Source organism: Aeromicrobium chenweiae (assembly GCF_003065605.1).
GTDB classification, from domain to species: domain Bacteria; phylum Actinomycetota; class Actinomycetes; order Propionibacteriales; family Nocardioidaceae; genus Aeromicrobium; species Aeromicrobium chenweiae.
The window spans coordinates 2,124,873-2,142,973 of the sequence record NZ_CP026952.1 but is presented as its reverse complement, the minus strand read 5'-3'; the positions used below and the strand labels follow the sequence as shown (position 1 = coordinate 2,142,973).

Below are 18,101 nucleotides of genomic sequence, written 5' to 3'. Positions count from 1 at the left end.
ACTATCCGGCGGCCCTCCGGCCATGCCCGACGACGTCGGGTCACCCTCACTCCGTACGGGAGATCCATCGTGGAAAACTGGGCGTCCACCCTGCTGCCCATCGCCATCTTGGTCCTGGCCTTCTGGTTCCTGGTCCTTCGGCCGGCACGTGCCCAACGGCGCGACTTCCAAGGTCTGCAGACCCGACTGGCTCCCGGTCAGCGCGTCATGCTGGCCAGCGGCATCTACGGCGAGACCGTCACGATCGGTGACGAGACCGTGGAGCTGCTCATCGCCCCCGGCACCGCGATCACCGTCAACCGCCACGCGGTCTCGCGCATCATCGAGGACACGGTCGAGCCCGAACCCGAGACAGGCACGGAGGACTGATGGCCGCGTCGCCGCAGCGCAGCTCGTCCCTGCCCCGTCCCAAGAGGACGCTGACGATCTTCCTCGTGGTGCTCCTGGCGCTGTACGCCCTGGTCGCGCTGATCAACCTCGGCACCGACAAGGGTGAGGACAGCGCCTGGCAGCCGCGCCTCGGACTCGACCTCGAGGGCGGCACGCGCATCACGCTGCAGGCCAAGGCCACCGAGGGCGACGTCACGAAGGACAAGCTCGACCAGGCCCGCAACATCATCGACCAGCGCGTCAACGCCACGGGCGTGACCGAGGCCGAGGTGACCACGCAGGGCAACGACCAGGTGATCATCGAGATCCCCGGTGAGCGCAAGGCCGGCATCGTCGACGAGGTGGGCAAGACCGCGCAGCTGCGGTTCCGCCTGCTGTGGACCGGTGACCTGCCCAGCGCCGCCAAGCCGCTGGACGCCAAGGACGCGGCCGCGCAGCAGAAGATCATCGACGACATCGACTGGACGAAGCTCTCGCTCGACCAGATGATCACCGCCGAGACACAGGGGCTCAACACCCTGCCCAAGACGTACCAGGCCGGCATCGCCGCGCTCCAGAAGGAGGCCGCCGGGTTCGTGTGCAACCCCGCCGGCGTCGACGTCGACGACATCGCCAACAAGCCGCTCGTCACCTGCGACACCAAGCGGGGCGAGGTGCAGATCCTCAGCCCCACCGTCATCCCGGGCTCGGACATCAAGACCGCCGAGCCGCAGTACGACTCGCAGCGGGCCGAGTGGAGCGTCCGCATCGACCTCAAGGGCGAGGGCAAGGCGGCGTTCAAGACCGTCACCAACGCCCTGACCCCGGCGCAGAACCGCTTCGCGATCGTCCTCGACGGCGAGACGATCACCGCGCCCGCGTCGCAGGCACCGATCAACAACGGCGTCTCGTCCATCACCGGCGGCTTCAACGCCGACTCGGCCAAGGCACTGTCCAACCAGCTCAAGTTCGGTGCGCTGCCCCTGACGTTCGGCGTCAACGGCAGCGAGGAGATCGGCCCGTCGCTGGCCGGCACCCAGCTCGACGCGGGTCTCATCGCCGGTGTCGTCGGCCTGCTGCTGGTGATCGTCTACTGCCTGCTCTACTACCGCGGCCTGGGCCTGGTCATCATCGGCTCGCTGCTCGTGGCCTCGGCGCTGACCTACGTGATGGTCCTGCTGCTGGGCAAGGGCGTCGGCTTCACGCTGACGCTGCCGGGCATCGCGGGACTCATCGTGGCGATCGGCATCACTGCCGACTCGTTCATCGTGTTCTTCGAACGCATCCGGGACGAGGTGCGTGACGGCAAGTCGTTGCGCCTGGCCGTCGAGGCCGGCTGGGTGCGTGCCCGTGGCACGATCCTGGCCGCCGACGCGGTCTCGATCATCGCGGCGGTCACCTTGTTCATCTTCGCGATCGGTGTCGTCCGCGGGTTCGCGTTCGCCCTCGGCCTGACGACCCTGATCGACGTCTTCGTCGTGTTCTTCTTCACCAAGCCGCTGGTCTCGCTGCTGGCGCGGACGAAGTTCTTCGGCCAGGGGCACAAGCTCTCGGGTCTCGACGCCAGCCACCTGGGCATCTCGGGCCGCAAGGTCTCCGAGATCGCCCGCACGCGACCCAGCACCGCCGGGAAGGTCAGCCGATGAGCCGCATCAGCACGTTCGGACAGCACCTCTACGAAGGACGCGTCTCCTTCGACTTCATCGGTCGGCGCAAGGTGTTCTACGCGATCAGCGCTGCCATCGTCGTTATCGCGGCGCTCGCGTTCATCGTGCGCGGCTTCAACTACGGCGTCGAGTTCAAGGGTGGCGTCGAGTTCACCGCCAAGGTCGCGGTCGCGAACGTGGAGTCCTCCGACGCGATGATCGAGGCCGTCGAGGACTCCGGCGTCCCCGACGCCGGCGACCCCACGGTGCAGACGTCCGGCAAGGACACCATCCGCATCCAGACCAAGGCCCTGAGCCAGGACGAGGCCACGAAGGTCACCGAGTCGCTGAAGAAGGCCGGCGCCACCGAGGTCAGCCAGAACCTCATCGGCCCGACGTACGGCAAGCAGGTCGCCACGAAGGCCCTCACCGGCCTCCTGGTGTTCCTCGGGATCGTGGTGGTGTTCATCTGGGTGTACTTCCGCGAGTGGCGCATGTCCGTCGCGGGCATCGTCGCGCTGGTGCACGACCTGGTGATCACCGCCGGCGTCTACGCGCTGTCGGGCTTCGAGGTCACCCCCGCGACCGTCACCGGTCTGCTGACGATCCTCGGCTTCTCGCTGTACGACACCGTGGTCGTGTTCGACAAGGTCCGCGAGAACACGAAGGGGATCTTGACCTCGACGACCAAGACGTACGCCGAGCAGGCCAACCTCGCGCTCAACCAGACGCTGGTGCGCTCGATCAACACCTCGATCACCGCCCTGCTGCCGGTCGCGGCGCTGCTGTTCGCCGGCATCGTCATCCTCGGCACGGGTCCGCTCAAGGATCTCGCCCTGGCACTGTTCGTCGGCATGCTCGCCGGCGCGTACTCGTCGATCTTCCTCGCCACCCCGCTGGCGTCGCAGCTCAAGGAGCGTGAGCCGGCCATCAAGGCCCAGGCCGCACGGGTCATGGCTCGCCGGGCCAAGGAGGCCAACGACGCCGACGCACCGGTGGCGGCGGGCGCCGTGGCGGCTCCCAGCCGGACCGTGCGACCCACGGGCGCGGCCAAGCGGGCGCAGCCGAGCCGCAAGCCGCGCTCGCAGCGCGGCAAGGGCGGTTCGTAGGTCGTACGACGGGCCGGTCCCCGTCCGCGGGCTCGCGGACGGGGACCGGAGCAGACCTGGCCGACCGAGGCGGGTCGAGCAAGGTCTACCCTGAACCTTTCTGGCCCCGGAGCTCGTCTCCGTCCAGGACGCGAACGTCGCGCACGCCCGGAAGAGCTGCGGCATCGACCTCGCGGCCTCGTAGCGCCACCGTCACCGAGAGGACCTGCATGACCGACCTGGACGAGACGATCGACCGTCTCGTACGACCCATCGCCGACTGGCCCGAGCCGGGTGTCACGTTCCGTGACATCACCCCGTTGCTCGGCGACGCCGACGCGTTGTCCGCTGTGGTGGACGGCATGGTGGAGCTGGCGGAGAAGGTCGGCCCGGTCGACACCGTGCTGGGCATCGAGGCGCGCGGGTTCATCCTGGGCCCGGCCATCGCGGTGCGCATCGGTGCGGGCTTCGTGCCCATCCGCAAGGCCGGCAAGCTTCCCTCGACGTCCCTGTCCACGTCGTACGACCTGGAGTACGGCTCGGCGACGCTTGAGATGCACGTCGACGCGATGGTGCGGGGCGCGCGGGTGCTCGTCGTCGACGACGTCCTCGCCACCGGCGGCACGATGGCCGCCGCGGCCGACCTCGTGGCCCAGGCCGGGGGAGTCGTCGCCGGCAACCTCGTGATGATCGAGATCTCGTCGCTCGGCGGCGTGCAGCGCCTCGAGCCGATCGGCTGCGCGGCCCTGCGCACGTACTGACCGTTCACCACCAACGAATCGAGAGCCATGAACCCCCACCAGGTCCGCATCGTCGCACTCGTGCTGGTCGCGATCCTCGTGCTCGGCGCCGCTGCGACGCTGCTCGGCGAGCTGGTCTGAGCCGTCCGGCGGGTGACCGCCGGCCCACTAGACTGGAGACACAGTGAGGAGAGCGCGTGGCTGATCGCACCGAAGCACCGGCAGTCGAGTCGAAGAACGCCGACTCGGCGCCCGCGTCCGCGCGCGTGCGCAACCGCCTCGCGCGCATCGGGGGCAGCAAGAGCGGCTCGCCCGACACGGTCCTCGACCCGCTGATCAAGGTCTACCGCGCGACCCATCCCAAGGGCGACATCGCGGTGATCCAGAAGGCGTACCGCGTCGCCGAGCAGATGCACGACGGGCAGAAGCGCAAGAGCGGCGACCCGTACATCACCCACCCGCTCGCGGTCGCCACGATCCTCGCCGAGCTCGGCATGACGACGCCGACCCTGTGCGCCGCGCTGCTGCACGACACGGTCGAGGACACGCCGTACACGCTGGACCAGCTGTCCGCGGACTTCGGTGACGAGGTGCGCCAGCTGGTCGACGGCGTGACCAAGCTCGACAAGGTCAAGTACGGCGACTCGGCGCAGTCCGAGACCATCCGCAAGATGGTCGTGGCGATGAGCCGCGACATCCGCGTGCTGGTCATCAAGCTCGCCGACCGGCTGCACAACATGCGTACGCTGCGCTACCTGCGCCAGGACAAGCAGGAGCGCATCGCCCGCGAGACGATCGAGATCTTCGCGCCGCTGGCCCATCGCCTCGGCATGAACACGATCAAGTGGGAGCTCGAGGACCTCGCGTTCGCGACGCTGCACCCCAAGGTCTACGACGAGATCGTCCGGCTGGTCGCCGACCGGGCACCGTCGCGTGAGCAGTTCCTGGAGCGGGTCGTCAGCGACGTCGAGTCCGACCTGCGGCACGTCAAGCTCAAGGCCACGGTCTCCAGCCGGCCCAAGCACTACTACTCGATCTACCAGAAGATGCTGCTGGGGGGTCGCGAGTTCTCCGACATCTTCGACCTGGTCGGGGTGCGCATCCTGGTCGACACGGTGGCGGACTGCTACGGCGTCCTCGGCGTGCTGCACGCCCGCTGGAACCCGATCCCGGGCCGGTTCAAGGACTACATCTCGGTCCCCAAGTTCAACATGTACCAGTCGCTGCACACCACGGTGATCGGTCCGCAGGGCAAGCCCGTCGAGCTGCAGATCCGCACGTACGCGATGCACCGCCGGGCCGAGTACGGCGTCGCGGCGCACTGGAAGTACAAGGAGGATGCGACCGCCGGGGTCAAGAGCGGCAAGGCTCCCGACAGCAACGACATGCTGTGGCTGCGCGAGCTGCTCGACTGGCAGTCCGAGACCGAGAGCTCGGTCGACTTCCTGGACTCGCTGCGCTTCGAGATCAACAACGCGGGCGTCTACGCGTACACGCCGCGCGGTGACCTGATCCAGCTGCCGGCCAAGGCGACCCCGGTCGACTTCGCGTACGCGGTGCACACCGAGGTCGGGCACGCGTGCATCGGTGCGCGCGTCAACGGCCGGCTCGTGTCGCTGGAGTCCACGCTGGAGAGCGGCGACGTCGTCGAGATCTTCACGTCCAAGTCGCCCGACGCGGGCCCGAGCCGTGACTGGCTGGAGTTCGTCGTCAGCCCGCGCGCCCGCAACAAGATCCGGCAGTGGTTCACCAAGGAGCGCCGCGAGGAGGCCATCGAGCGCGGCAAGGACCTCATCGCGAAGCAGATGCGCAAGGAGGGCCTGCCGCTCCACCGTCTGTTCAAGCACGAGACGCTCTCCACCGTCGCGACCGAGCTGCACCTGCCGGACGTCTCGACGCTGTACGCGTCCGTCGGCGAGGGCAACGTCGGGGCGCAGAGCGTCGTCGAGCGGGTCATCGACCTCGCCGGTGGTCGTGAGGGCGCGCAGGAGGATCTCGCCGAGGCGACGACCCTGCCGAGCATCGGCGCGCGGCGCCGCGCCGACCCGCGCGACGCCGGCGTCATCGTGGAGGGTCTCGAGGGCGACGACGTCATGGTCAAGCTGGCCCGGTGCTGCACGCCGGTGCCCGGCGACAAGATCGAGGGGTTCGTCACCCGCGGTGCGGGCGTCTCGGTGCACCGGGCGGACTGCGCCAACCTGCTGTCGCTGAAGAGCCAGCCCGAGCGGCTCGTGTCCGTGCGGTGGGCGCCCACCGGCAAGAGCACGTTCCTCGTCGCGATCCAGGTCGAGGGCCTCGACCGGCCGCGGCTGCTCAGCGACATCACCCGGGTTATCTCCGATCAGCACGTCAACATCTTGTCGGCGTCCCTGTCGACCGGTCGCGACCGCGTCGCCAAGTCCAAGTTCACCTTCGAGATGGCCGACCCCAAGCACCTGGGCCACGTCCTCGGTGCCGTCCGCACCGTCGAAGGCGTCTTCGACGTCTACCGCCTCACCCAGTAACGCTGAGGGGAGACTCCCGTGCGCTGACGGGAGACTTGCGTGCGCCGAGGGGAGAGGTGCGTTCGCGCTACTTCCCGTAGCCCCACCAGCGCGCGAGCGGCGTGATGCCGAGCAGCGCGCCAAGCTCGTCCTCGAACGACGTGTCCGAGCCGAAGATGCGCTCACGGGTGCCGATGACCCACCGCCAGCCGTAGAGGTCCGAGAGGTACCCCCGGCGTTCGGTGTCGCCCTCGCGATGGAGCTTGTCGGTGTGGAACCCGCGCCCGTCGTACTCCGTCCCGATCAGCAGCTCCGGGTAGGGCAGGTCGATGCGCATCTCCCTGCCGAAGTCGTCGATGACCACGTGCTGCGGATCCGGCGGGGGAAAGCCCGCGTCTAGCATCCGCAGCCTCTGCCACGACTCGCCGGGAGACTCCGTGCGGGGCTCGATCAGCATCGCGAGGCTCCTCGCCTGGACGATGCCGCGGTAGCCCTTCAGCTTGGCGACGTGCTCGACCACGTCCGCGGGGTCCACCAGTCCAGCGTGCGCGAACGCGTCGGCGGCAGCCAGGGCGTACGGACGGTACATGCGACGGAGCAGATCGCTCACCGTCCGCACGGGGTTGGTGACGTGGACACCGTCGACGTAGTCGATGTCGCCCGGCGTGATGATCGCCTGACGGCCTCGGACGCCACCGCGTACGACCCGCGTGGTGGAGTGCTCGGTCATGAGCGCAGGCTCCAGCGAACGGCGCTCGCCGGGGGCGCGTACGTCCAGCCCGTACAGCCAGGCCGCGGTCTCGTTGCAGACGACGGCGCCGCCGGGCTTGACGAGCTGGATGGCGCGGAGCCTCGAGTTCCTCGAGTCCGGCACGCGGGCGTCCACGTAGACGCTGCGGAACTCGCGGCGAAGAGTCCCGAACCGCACGCCCTCCCTCAGCTGGCGGGGTGAGAGCGCGAGGTCCCGCGCCTGCGAGGTCGTGAAAGGAAATCCGTCGTTGATGAGTTCGGCCATGCACGGATCGAACGTGGCTGCGGCCAGTTAGTCGAGTTGCTCATCCACAGGTCGGCCGGTGAACACGGAACTGAGCGGACGGAACTCTCCCGTCGGCAGACGGAACTCTCCCCTCAGCGGACGGGAGCCTCCCCTCAGCGGACGGGAGGCTCCCCTCAGCGAAGGGGGGCGGGGTCAGGAGAAGTCGGCCTGGGCCTTCTTGGCCATCTCGAGGAAGGCCTCCTTGGACTCCTTGTCGGCCGTCAGGTCCTTGACCTTCCTGGCGTCGCCCTTGGCCTCCGCGGCGGCGATCTTCTCGCCCACCTCGTCGATCGCGCGCTGGAGCTTGCCGATCATGTCGTCCGCGCGGGCGGACTTCTCCGGATCGGTCTTCTTCCACTGGCTCTCGGTGGCGTCCTTGACGGCCTGCTCGATCTTGCGGATCTTCGCCTCGAACTCACCGATCTTGGCCCGCGGCACCTTGCCCGCCGCCTCCCACCGGTCGGCGATGTCGAGCCACGCCTTGCGGGCGGCGTCGACGTTCTTGATCGGCAGGAGCTTCTCGGCCTCGGCCAGGATCTCGAGCTTCTTCTCGGCGTTGACCTCGTACTCGGCGTCCAGCTCGGCGTTCGCCTCGTCACGCGCGGTGAAGAACGCGTCCTGGGCGGCGCGGAAGCGCTTCCAGAGCTTGTCCTCGACGTTGCGCGGCGCGGAGCCGGCCTTCTTCCACTCGGCCATCAGGTCGCGGTACTTGCCGGCGGTCGGGCCCCACTCGGTGGACGTCGACAGCGCCTCGGCCTCGGTGATGAGCCGCTCCTTGGTGACCTTGGCGGCCTCGCGGAGGGTGGACTGCTCGCCGAAGTGGCTCTTGCGGCGACGCGTGTACGTCGTGCGGGCCGAGCTGAAGCGGTGCCAGAGCTCGTCGTCGGCGGACTTGCTGAGCCGGGGGAGCGCCTTCCACTCGTCGAGGAGTGCGCGGAGCTTGTCGGCGCCGGCCTTCCAGTCGTTGCCGGCCGCGATCTTCTCGGCGGCCTCGGCGATGCGGGTCTTCTCGGTCGCGGCCTCGGCGACCTTCGCGGCGCGCTCGAGCTTGCGCTCCTCGCGCTGCTTGTCGATCGCCGGCTGGAGGGCGTCGAGCCGCGTGACGAGGCTGTCGAGGTCGCCCATGGCCTGGGCGTCGGACAGCTGCGAGCGCACCTTAGTCACCGCCTTCGCGGCGTCGTCGGGGGACACGGTCCCGCCGGCCAACCGCTTCTCCAGCAGGTCGACCTCGACCTCCAGTCCTTCGAAGCGTCGGACGTACAAGGCCATGGCCTCAGCGGGGTCACCGCCGGGCCACTGGCCGATCAGTCGTTCACCGTCGGTGGTCTTCACGTAGACGTTGCCGTCATCGTCGACACGACCCCAAGGGTTCGTGGGCGCAGAGCTCATGGGCGACAGTCTAGGTGCAGGCGCACTCGGAGCGCCTCACCCGCCTCGCGTACCCTGTGGGACGTGCTTCTCACGTCATTTCCGGCCGGTCCGCTGCAGGCGAACTGCTACTTCGTGTCGCGTGGTCCCGGGACGGGCTGCGCGATCGTCGATCCGGGCATGGACGCGGTCGAGGGAGTCCGCCAGGTCGTCGCGGAGCACAACCTGCGGCCCGAGGCGATTCTCATCACGCACGGGCACTTCGACCACATGTGGAACGCCCAGGACGTGGCCGCCGAGTACGGCTGCCCGGTCTGGATCCACCCGGCCGACCGGCACCTGCTGAGCGACCCGATGGCAGCGATCTCGGGACAGTCCGCCGCGATGCTGCGTGAGCAGCTGGGGATGCACGAGATGCCGGAGTTCGCCGAGCCGGCCGACGTCCGCGACGCCCTCGACGGCGCCACGATCGAGGTCGACGGGCTGACGTTCACGGTCGACCACGTCCCCGGCCACACACCTGGAACCGTGTTCTACCGGGTCGACTACGACGGCCCCGAGGACGTCTCGCAGGTCATGTTCTCCGGCGACTTCCTGTTCGCCGGCTCGATCGGCCGCACCGACCTGGAGGGCGGCTCCCACCCGCAGATGCTCGACAGCCTGCGCGACCGCGTCCTGCCCCTCGCCGACGACATCGTCGTCCTGCCCGGCCACGGCGGGCAGACGTCGGTCGGCCGCGAGCGCGCGACCAACCCGTTCCTGGCGGAGCTGATCTCATGAACGAGCGCAGCGAGCTCATCATCGGGACACTCAGGACACCGGTCTCGTTTCGTTGGCTCTTCTCGAGGGCGGTGTCCTGATGGCGACCAAGCTCTCCGGCTTCCCCGAGTTCCTGCCGCGCGAGCGGATCGTCGAGCAGCAGGTGCTGGACCACCTGCGTCGCACGTTCGAGCTGCACGGGTTCGCCAACATCGAGACCCGTGCGGTCGAGCCGTTGGACGTCCTGCTGCGCAAGGGCGAGATCGACAAGGAGGTCTACGCGGTCAAGCGTCTGGCCGCCGCCGACGGTGAGCCGGCAGAGCTCGCGCTGCACTACGACCTGACGGTCCCGTTCGCCCGGTACGTGCTGGAGAACGCCGGCAAGCTCGAGTTCCCGTTCCGCCGCTGGCAGATCCAGAAGGTGTGGCGCGGCGAGCGTCCCCAGCAGGGTCGCTTCCGCGAGTTCACGCAGGCCGACATCGATATCGTCGCGCGCGACGTGCTGCCGTTCCACTTCGACGTCGAGGTCGCCCGCGTGATGGCCGAGGCGCTGGCCGGGCTGCCCATCCCCACCGCGACGCTCCAGATCAGCAACCGCAAGATCCTGGAGGGCTTCTACCTCGGCCTCGGCATCGACGAGCCCGCCGCCGTGATGCAGGTCGTCGACAAGCTCGACAAGGTCCCCGCGGAGAAGATCCGCGAGCTCCTCGTCGAGCAGGGGCTCGACGGCGGCCAGGCCGACCGCGTCCTGGCCCTTGCGGAGATCGTCACGACCGACACGTCGTTCGTGGAGCGCGTGCAGGCGCTCGGCGTCGAGCACGAGATGCTGGCGGAGGGACTGTCCGAGCTCGCGCAGGTGATCGAGGGTGCGTCCGGCGTCGAGGGCGTCGTCGTCACGGCCGACCTGCGCATCGCGCGGGGCCTCGACTACTACACCGGAACGGTGTTCGAGACCCGTCTGGCCGGCTGGGAGCACCTCGGCTCGATCTGCTCGGGCGGACGCTACGACAAGCTCGCGCAGGATCGACGCTCGACGTATCCCGGCGTCGGCATCTCGCTGGGCGTCTCGCGCCTGCTCGTCCCGCTCGGCCTCGCCGCCTCGCGCTCGGTGCCGTCCGCCGTGCTGGTGGCGGTGGACTCCGAGGACTCCCGCGCCGAGAGCAACGCGATCGCCGGACGCCTGCGGGCGCGCGGCATCCCCACCGAGGTCGCCGCCAAGGCCGACAAGTTCGGCAAGCAGATCCAGAACGCCGAGAAGCGCGGGATCCCGTACGTCTGGTTCCCGCCGTCGGCGGTCAAGGACATCCGCACGGGTGACCAGGTGGACGCCGACCCCGATCAGTGGACACCGCCCGCCGAAGACCTCACCCCGAACATCCTCAACAAGGAGCAGAACACGTGATCCGCACCCATGACGCCGGAAGCCTGCGCGCCGACCACACCGGCCAGCAGGTCACGCTCGCCGGATGGGTCGCGCGCCGGCGAGACCACGGCGGAGTCGCCTTCATCGACCTGCGTGACGCCTCGGGCGTCGTCCAGGTGGTCGTCCGCGAGGAGGTCGCGCACCAGCTGCGCGCGGAGTACTGCCTCAAGATCGTCGGCACGGTCCAGGAGCGCCCCGCGGGCAACGAGAACACGGCCATCCCGACCGGAACGATCGAGGTCATCGCCGACGACGTCGAGATCCTGAGTGCCGCCGCACCGCTGCCGTTCCCGATTGACGACCACGTCGACGTGGGCGAGGAGGCGCGCCTCAAGTACCGCTACCTCGACCTGCGTCGCTCGGGCCCGGCCGCCGCGATCCGCCTGCGCAGCAAGGTCAACGCCGCTGCTCGACAGGTGCTCGCCGAGCGCGACTTCGTCGAGATCGAGACGCCGACGCTGACCCGGTCCACCCCCGAGGGTGCCCGCGACTTCCTCGTCCCGGCCCGCCTGAAGCCGGGCAGCTGGTACGCCCTGCCGCAGAGCCCCCAGCTGTTCAAGCAGCTGCTCATGGTCGGCGGCATGGAGCGCTACTACCAGATCGCGCGCTGCTACCGCGACGAGGACTTCCGCGCCGACCGGCAGCCCGAGTTCACCCAGCTCGACATCGAGATGAGCTTCGTCGAGCAGGCCGACATCATCGAGCTGATGGAGAACATCATCCGCGCTATGTGGTCGCTCATCGGGTACGAGGTGCCGACCCCCATCCCGCACATGACGTACGCCGACGCGATGCGTCGCTTCGGCTCCGACAAGCCCGACCTGCGCATGGGCCAGGAGCTCGTCGAGTGCACCGAGTTCTTCAAGGACACCTCGTTCCGGGTGTTCCAGGCCGAGTACGTCGGCGCGGTCGTCATGCCGGGCGGCGCCTCGCAGCCCCGTCGCCAGTTCGACGCGTGGCAGGAGTGGGCCAAGCAGCGCGGCGCCAAGGGACTCGCGTACGTCACGATCTCCGAGGACGGTGAGCTCGGCGGCCCCGTCGCCAAGAACCTGTCGGACGCGGAGCGCGCCGGCCTCGCCGATCACGTCGGCGCGAAGCCCGGCGACTGCATCTTCTTCGGCGCCGGGGCGACGAAGGCCACCCGCGGTCTGCTGGGCGCGGCGCGCCTCGAGATCGGCGAGCGCTGCGACCTGATCGACAAGACCGCGTGGGAGTTCGTCTGGATCGTCGACGCCCCGCTGTTCGAGCCGTCGGGTGACGCGATCGCGTCCGGTGACGTCGCGGTCGGTGCGGGTGCGTGGACCGCGGTCCACCACGCGTTCACCTCGCCGCAGGACCTGGAGACGTTCGACACGGATCCGGGCAACGCCCTCGCGTGGGCGTACGACATCGTCTGCAACGGCAGCGAGCTCGGCGGCGGGTCGATCCGTATCCACCGCGAGGACATCCAGAAGCGGGTCTTCGCGGTCATGGGCATCGAGGAGGCGGAGGCGCAGGAGAAGTTCGGCTTCCTGCTCGACGCGTTCACGTTCGGCGCCCCGCCGCACGGCGGCATCGCGGTCGGCATGGACCGCATCTGCGCGATGCTTGCCGGTGCGGACTCCATCCGTGAGGTCATCGCCTTCCCGAAGTCCGGCGGCGGGTACGACCCGCTGACGGCCGCGCCGGCCCCGATCACGCCGGAGCAGCGCCGCGACGCCGGCGTCGACTGGAAGCCCGAGGCCAAGAAGGCCGCCGGTCCCGAGGCCTGACCCGGTCCCGGTCCCTCCGTCGGGCCGGATTCCCAGGAGAACCCCGGAACCCGGCACGTCACCCCTGTTGAGACGAGGGTGAGGTGCCGGGTTTCTGCGTGCGGTCTGGAGAATCCGGGGTTCTCCTGGGAATCAGGTGACGGGTGGGGCGGGGGCGCCAACTAGGCTCGTCCCATGAGCTCCTCCGACGGTCTGTTCGACATCCCGGACACGCCGCCGACCACGGGCACCGGCTCCGGCAGCCTCAGCGGCAACACGCACTCGTCGGCGCCGCTGGCCGTCCGCATGCGTCCGCGCTCGCTGGACGAGCTCGTGGGTCAGGAGCACCTGCTCGCACCGGGATCACCGCTGCGGCAGATGATCGACGGCAACCAGCCGCTCACGATCCTGCTGTGGGGCCCGCCCGGCACGGGCAAGACCACGATCGCGAGCCTGCTGAGCGCGCACACCGACCGTCGCTTCGTCGAGGTCTCGGCCGTGTCTGCGGGCGTCAAGGAGGTCCGCGAGACGATCGCCGGGGCCCGCCGGGCGCTCGCGCAGACCGGCATCGAGACCGTGCTGTTCGTCGATGAGGTCCACCGGTTCAGCAAGTCCCAGCAGGACGCGCTCCTGCCCGGCGTGGAGAACCGCTGGGTGTCGCTGGTCGCCGCGACCACCGAGAACCCGCACTTCAGCGTCATCTCCCCGCTCTTGAGCCGCAGCCTGCTGCTGACCCTGGAGAGCCTGACCGACGACGACATCGGCGTCCTGGTCGACCGCGCCCTGACCGACGAGCGCGGTCTGGCCGGGGCCGTGACCCTCACGGACGAGGCCAGGTCCCACCTCGTACGCCTGGCGGGCGGCGACGGCCGTCGCGTGCTGACGTACCTCGAGGCCGCGGCGGGCGCCGCCACCAGCCAGGGCAAGAAGCAGATCGACGTCGAGGACGCCGCGCTCGCGGTCGACAAGGCCGCCGTCCGGTACGACCGCCAGGGCGACCAGCACTACGACGTCATCAGCGCGTTCATCAAGTCGATCCGCGGCTCGGACGTCGACGCCGCGCTGCACTACCTGGCCCGGATGATCGAGGCGGGGGAGGACCCCCGGTTCATCGCCCGCCGGCTGATGGTCCACGCGAGCGAGGACATCGGCATGGCCGACCCCACCGCCCTGCCGCTGGCCACCGCCACGGCCCAGGCCGTCGCGATGATCGGGTTCCCCGAGGCCCGGATCCCGCTCGCCCAGGCGGTCATCCACCTGGCCGCCGCGCCCAAGTCCAACTCCGTCGTCGTCGCGATCGACCGGGCCCAGGCCGACGTCCGCGCGGGCAAGGTCGGCACCGTGCCGCCGGCCCTGCGTGACGCGCACTACTCGGGGGCCAAGAAGCTCGGCCACGGCCACGACTACCGGTACCCGCACAACGACCCGCGCGGGGTGGTCGGGCAGCAGTACGCGCCCGACGACGTCGACGGTGCGACCTACTACGAGCCCGGCGACCACGGCTTCGAGGCCCGCGTCAGCGAGCGCCTGGCGATGATCCGCAAGATCCTGCGAGACCGCTGAGCCCTGCGGCCAGGGCAGCCGCCCGCTCGGTCGTCGCGATAGGCTCGACCACATGTCGGCAGAGGTCTGGATCCTCGTGGCGACCGCGGTGCTCGCTGCGGTCGCGATCACCGCTGCCCTGATCGCGGTGCGGGCGGTCCGCACGATCCGCCGCGCCGAGGCGCCCGCGGCGGCCCACGAGCCGACGACGACGCCCTCGACCCGGATCGTGGTCCACGAGCCCAGCACGCCCGCCCCGGTCGTCCCCGACGAGCTCGCCCCGCGCGTCGTCGAGGGCCGTCTCGTCGTTCCCCCCAGCCAGCAGCAGGTCGTCCAGGCAGCGCTCGGCCGTCCCGGTGTGCGCCTGTCGGTGTACGCCCACGGCTTCGCCCACGCGTTGCGGGCCGAGAGCCGCGACCGCATCGCCGCGATGATGCGTCGCGAGTACCGCCGCCGTCGACGTGAGCGCCTGCAGGCCGGTCGCCGCGCGGTGCGCTCTTCGCAGCCGTCGGCTCCCTCCGACCAGTGGCTGGGCTCATGAGGTCCCGCATCGCGTGGTTCGTCGCCGGCTCGGCCGCGGGCATCTACAGCACAGTCAAGGCCCGCCGCGCCGCCTACCGCCTGTCCGCACCGGGCATCGTCGACCAGGCCGCCGCGCTCGGCCTCGGCTGGCGCGCGTTCAGCGCCGAGATGCAGGACGGCATGCAGACCCGTGAGCACGACATCGTCCGTCGGCTGACCGACGACCCCCAGTCCTCCCTCCGCCTCGAGGCGATCCATCCCGACGAGGCCACACCCGACAAGAAGGCAACCTGATGCAGACCGCGGAGATCCGCCGCCGATTCCTCGACCACTTCGAGAAGGCGGGACACACCGTCGTGCCCTCGGCGCCGTTGCTGTTCGACGACCCCAACCTGTTGTTCGTCAACGCCGGCATGGTGCCGTTCAAGCCGTACTTCCTCGGCCAGGAGACGCCGCCGTGGCGCACCGCCACGAGCGTGCAGAAGTGCGTGCGCACCCTCGACATCGAGGAGGTCGGCAAGACGACCCGGCACGGCACGTTCTTCCAGATGAACGGCAACTTCTCGTTCGGCGACTACTTCAAGGAAGGCGCCATCACGCACGCGTGGGGCCTGATCACCGGATCGGTCGACGACGGCGGCTTCGGCATCGACCCGGACAAGATCTGGGTCACCGTCCTGCACACCGACCAGGAGGCCCGCGAGATCTGGAAGCGGGTCGCCGGCCTGCCCGACGAGCGCATCCAGGACCGCGGCCTGCTCGACAACTACTGGCACATGGGCGTCCCCGGCCCCGGCGGGCCCTGCAGCGAGATCTACGTCGACCGCGGCCCCGAGTTCGGCCCCGAGGGTGGCCCGGTCGTCGACGAGGACCGCTTCCTGGAGATCTGGAACCTCGTGTTCATGCAGGAGGAGATCACCAACGTCCGGGCCAAGGACCAGTTCGACGTGCTCGGCGAGCTGCCGAACAAGAACATCGACACCGGCATGGGCCTCGAGCGGGTCGCGTACCTGCTCCAGGGCAAGCACAACCTCTACGAGATCGACGAGGTCTTCCCGGTCATCGAGAAGGCCGCCGAGGTCTCGGGCCGCACGTACGGCAGGGACCACACCGACGACGTGCGCTTCCGCGTGATCGCCGACCACGTCCGCAGCGGCCTGATGCTGATGGGTGACGGCGTCACGCCGGGCAACGAGGCACGCGGCTACGTCCTGCGCCGCCTGCTGCGCCGCGCGGTCCGCTCGATGCGCCTGCTCGGCTTCGAGGACCCGGCGCTGCCGCTGCTCCTCCCGGTCAGCCTCGAGCGCATGAAGGCGTCCTACCCCGAGCTGGAGGCGGACTTCCCCCGCATCGAGCAGATCGCGTACGCCGAGGAGCACGCGTTCCGCCAGACCCTCGGCAAGGGCACCCAGATCTTCGAGAGCGCGGCCGTCGCGATCAAGGACGAGGGCGGCACGTCCCTGTCCGGCGACCAGGCGTTCGCGCTGCACGACACGTACGGCTTCCCGATCGACCTGACGCTGGAGATGGCGTCCGAGCAGGGCCTCAGCGTCGACGAGGACGGCTTCCGGTCGCTCATGGCCGAGCAGCGCTCGCGCGCCAAGGCCGACGCCAAGGCGAAGAAGGGCAGCCACGCGGACACCACGGTCTACCGTGCGGCGCTCGACGCCAACGGGCCGACCGACTGGCAGGCGTACACCGCGCTGACCACGGAGTCCCGCGTCGTCGCGCTCATCGGCGGCGGGTCGAGCGTCCCGGCGATCGGCGCCGGCACGATCGGCGAGGTCGTCCTCGACCGCACCCCGTTCTACGCCGAGTCCGGTGGCCAGAACGCCGACGCCGGCCACCTGGTGTGGGACGGCGGACGCGCCGAGGTCCTCGACGTGCAGCGTCCCGTGCGCGGCCTCGTCGTGCACCAGGTCCGCGTGCTCGAGGGAGAGCTGACGCTCGACCGCACCCTGGAGGCGGCCGTCGACCCGGAGTGGCGCCTCGGCGCCCGCCAGGCCCACTCGGGCACCCACGTCGTGCACGCCGCGCTGCGCGAGGTGCTCGGCCCCACGGCCCTGCAGTCCGGCTCGTACAACCGCCCGGGCTACCTGCGCCTCGACTACGGCTGGAGCGGCCCGCTGTCGCCCGGCCAGATCCACGACGTCGAGGAGGTCTCGAACCGCGCCCTGCGGGCCGACCTCCCGGTGACCGCCCAGATCATGTCCCTGCCCGAGGCGCGGGCGTGGGGAGCCCTCGCCCTGTTCGGTGAGACGTACGGCGAGGACGTGCGCGTCGTGGAGATCGGCGGCCCCTGGTCGCGCGAGCTCTGCGGTGGCACCCACGTCGAGCACTCGTCGCAGATCGGCACGATCGTCATCACCTCCGACGGCTCGGTCGGCGCGGGCCACCGCCGCGTCGAGGCCCTCACCGGCATCGAGGGCTTCCAGTACCTCGCCAAGGAGCGCGACCTCGTCCGCCAGCTGACCGACGTCCTGAAGACCCAGCCCGAGGACGTGCCCGGGCGCGTCCAGGACCTGATGGAGCGGCTCAAGGCGTCCGAGAAGGCGGCCGAGAAGATCAAGGCCGCCCAGCTGATGGGCGCCGCGGGCGACATCGCGCAGGGCGCCAAGGACGTGGGCGGCGTCGCGTACGTCGGCCACCACGCTGCCGGCGCCGGCGGGGGAGACGTGCGCACGATCGCGCTCGACATCCGCAAGCGCCTCGCGGACCGTCCTGCCGTGGTCGTCGTGATCGGCGACGCGGGCGACAAGCCCGCTGCCGTCGTCGCCCTCAACCAGGGTGCCCAGGACCGTGGCCTGTCGGCCAACGACCTCATCAAGGTCGTGGGTCAGCAGATCGGCGGCAAGGGCGGCGGCAAGGCGGACGTCGCGCAGGGCGGCGGGTCCGACGTGACCGGCATCCCGGCGGCCCTCGCGGCCGTCGAGGCGGCGCTCGCCTGATGCGGCGGGGGAGGCGGCTCGGGGTCGACGTGGGCGATGTCCGGATCGGCATCGCCGTGAGCGATCCCGACGGCATCCTGGCGACGCCCGTCGAGACCGTACCGGCCGGTCCGGGCGCGATCCCGCGCATCGCCGAGCTGGTCACCGAGCTCGACGTGCTCGAGTGCGTCGTGGGCCTGCCCATGGGGCTCTCGGGGCGCGAGGGGCCGGCCGCGGTGAAGGTGCGGGCGTTCTGCGCCGACCTGCTGCCCGCGATCGCACCGGTCCCGATCCGGCTGTTCGACGAGCGCATGACCACGTCGAGCGCGCACAGCCTGTTGCGACAGGGCGGGCGTTCCTCGCGCACCACGCGAGGCATCATCGACCAAGCTGCCGCTACGGTGATCCTCCAAACGGCATTGGACTCTGAACGGACCCGTGGCTCTGCACCGGGCGAGAGCATGTGAG

The 18,101-nt window shown here is 70.0% G+C and carries 15 protein-coding genes; 13 read left to right on the top strand and 2 right to left on the bottom strand.

The window, feature by feature from the left end; all coding sequences use genetic code 11:
* The first annotated feature begins 69 nt into the window (after positions 1 to 69).
* From yajC to C3E78_RS10335, 5 genes are all read left to right on the top strand, one after another.
* Complete coding sequence (yajC, locus tag C3E78_RS10355; protein ID WP_159085865.1) at positions 70 to 369, top strand: preprotein translocase subunit YajC; 300 nt, start codon at positions 70 to 72, stop codon at positions 367 to 369.
* On the top strand, positions 369 to 2,015 hold the full coding sequence (secD, locus tag C3E78_RS10350) for a protein translocase subunit SecD (protein ID WP_108578211.1): 1,647 nt from the start codon (positions 369 to 371) through the stop codon (positions 2,013 to 2,015). Before yajC ends, secD begins: the two co-directional genes overlap by 1 nt.
* Positions 2,012 to 3,124, top strand: a complete 1,113-nt coding sequence (gene secF, locus C3E78_RS10345; RefSeq protein WP_108578210.1) for a protein translocase subunit SecF — start codon at positions 2,012 to 2,014, stop codon at positions 3,122 to 3,124. Before secD ends, secF begins: the two co-directional genes overlap by 4 nt.
* Before the next feature lie 209 nt (positions 3,125 to 3,333).
* A complete protein-coding gene (locus C3E78_RS10340) occupies positions 3,334 to 3,864 on the top strand; it encodes an adenine phosphoribosyltransferase (RefSeq protein ID WP_108578209.1) in 531 nt (176 codons plus the stop codon).
* A 245-nt stretch (positions 3,865 to 4,109) separates the two neighbouring features.
* Positions 4,110 to 6,347 carry a RelA/SpoT family protein gene (locus tag C3E78_RS10335; RefSeq protein ID WP_108580851.1) on the top strand — a complete coding sequence of 746 codons (2,238 nt, stop codon included), beginning with the start codon at positions 4,110 to 4,112 and terminating at the stop codon, positions 6,345 to 6,347.
* 67 nt (positions 6,348 to 6,414) lie between these two features.
* On the opposite strand, the gene C3E78_RS10330 is transcribed toward C3E78_RS10335, so the two are convergent.
* Both C3E78_RS10330 and C3E78_RS10325 read right to left on the bottom strand, forming a co-directional pair.
* Positions 6,415 to 7,341 carry a type IV toxin-antitoxin system AbiEi family antitoxin domain-containing protein gene (locus C3E78_RS10330; protein WP_108578208.1) on the bottom strand — a complete coding sequence of 309 codons (927 nt, stop codon included), beginning with the start codon at positions 7,339 to 7,341 and terminating at the stop codon, positions 6,415 to 6,417.
* Between the two features lie 174 nt (positions 7,342 to 7,515).
* Positions 7,516 to 8,751 carry a DUF349 domain-containing protein gene (locus C3E78_RS10325; RefSeq protein ID WP_108578207.1) on the bottom strand — a complete coding sequence of 412 codons (1,236 nt, stop codon included), beginning with the start codon at positions 8,749 to 8,751 and terminating at the stop codon, positions 7,516 to 7,518.
* Positions 8,752 to 8,814: 63 nt separating this feature from the next.
* Here C3E78_RS10325 and C3E78_RS10320 point away from each other — a divergent pair, with 63 nt between their 5' ends.
* From C3E78_RS10320 to ruvX, 8 genes are all read left to right on the top strand, one after another.
* Positions 8,815 to 9,510: an MBL fold metallo-hydrolase gene (locus tag C3E78_RS10320; RefSeq protein ID WP_108578206.1), complete on the top strand. Its 696-nt coding sequence runs from the start codon at positions 8,815 to 8,817 to the stop codon at positions 9,508 to 9,510.
* A 79-nt stretch (positions 9,511 to 9,589) separates the two neighbouring features.
* Positions 9,590 to 10,891, top strand: a complete 1,302-nt coding sequence (gene hisS, locus C3E78_RS10315) for a histidine--tRNA ligase (protein ID WP_108578205.1) — start codon at positions 9,590 to 9,592, stop codon at positions 10,889 to 10,891.
* Positions 10,888 to 12,663 (top strand): aspartate--tRNA ligase, encoded by a 1,776-nt coding sequence (aspS, locus tag C3E78_RS10310; RefSeq protein ID WP_108578204.1) that lies wholly within the window; start codon positions 10,888 to 10,890, stop codon positions 12,661 to 12,663. Before hisS ends, aspS begins: the two co-directional genes overlap by 4 nt.
* A gap of 174 nt (positions 12,664 to 12,837) precedes the next feature.
* Positions 12,838 to 14,205 (top strand): replication-associated recombination protein A, encoded by a 1,368-nt coding sequence (locus C3E78_RS10305; protein ID WP_108578203.1) that lies wholly within the window; start codon positions 12,838 to 12,840, stop codon positions 14,203 to 14,205.
* Between the two features lie 52 nt (positions 14,206 to 14,257).
* The gene (locus C3E78_RS10300; protein WP_108578202.1) at positions 14,258 to 14,725 is read left to right on the top strand and encodes a hypothetical protein; all 468 of its coding nucleotides are present in this window, start codon (positions 14,258 to 14,260) and stop codon (positions 14,723 to 14,725) included.
* Positions 14,722 to 15,000 carry a DUF6167 family protein gene (locus C3E78_RS10295; RefSeq protein ID WP_108578201.1) on the top strand — a complete coding sequence of 93 codons (279 nt, stop codon included), beginning with the start codon at positions 14,722 to 14,724 and terminating at the stop codon, positions 14,998 to 15,000. Before C3E78_RS10300 ends, C3E78_RS10295 begins: the two co-directional genes overlap by 4 nt.
* Positions 15,000 to 17,654, top strand: a complete 2,655-nt coding sequence (gene alaS, locus C3E78_RS10290) for an alanine--tRNA ligase (protein WP_108578200.1) — start codon at positions 15,000 to 15,002, stop codon at positions 17,652 to 17,654. Before C3E78_RS10295 ends, alaS begins: the two co-directional genes overlap by 1 nt.
* A complete protein-coding gene (gene ruvX, locus C3E78_RS10285; RefSeq protein WP_108578199.1) occupies positions 17,654 to 18,100 on the top strand; it encodes a Holliday junction resolvase RuvX in 447 nt (148 codons plus the stop codon). The genes alaS and ruvX overlap by 1 nt, the downstream gene beginning before the upstream one ends.
* Position 18,101 lies beyond the last annotated feature (1 nt).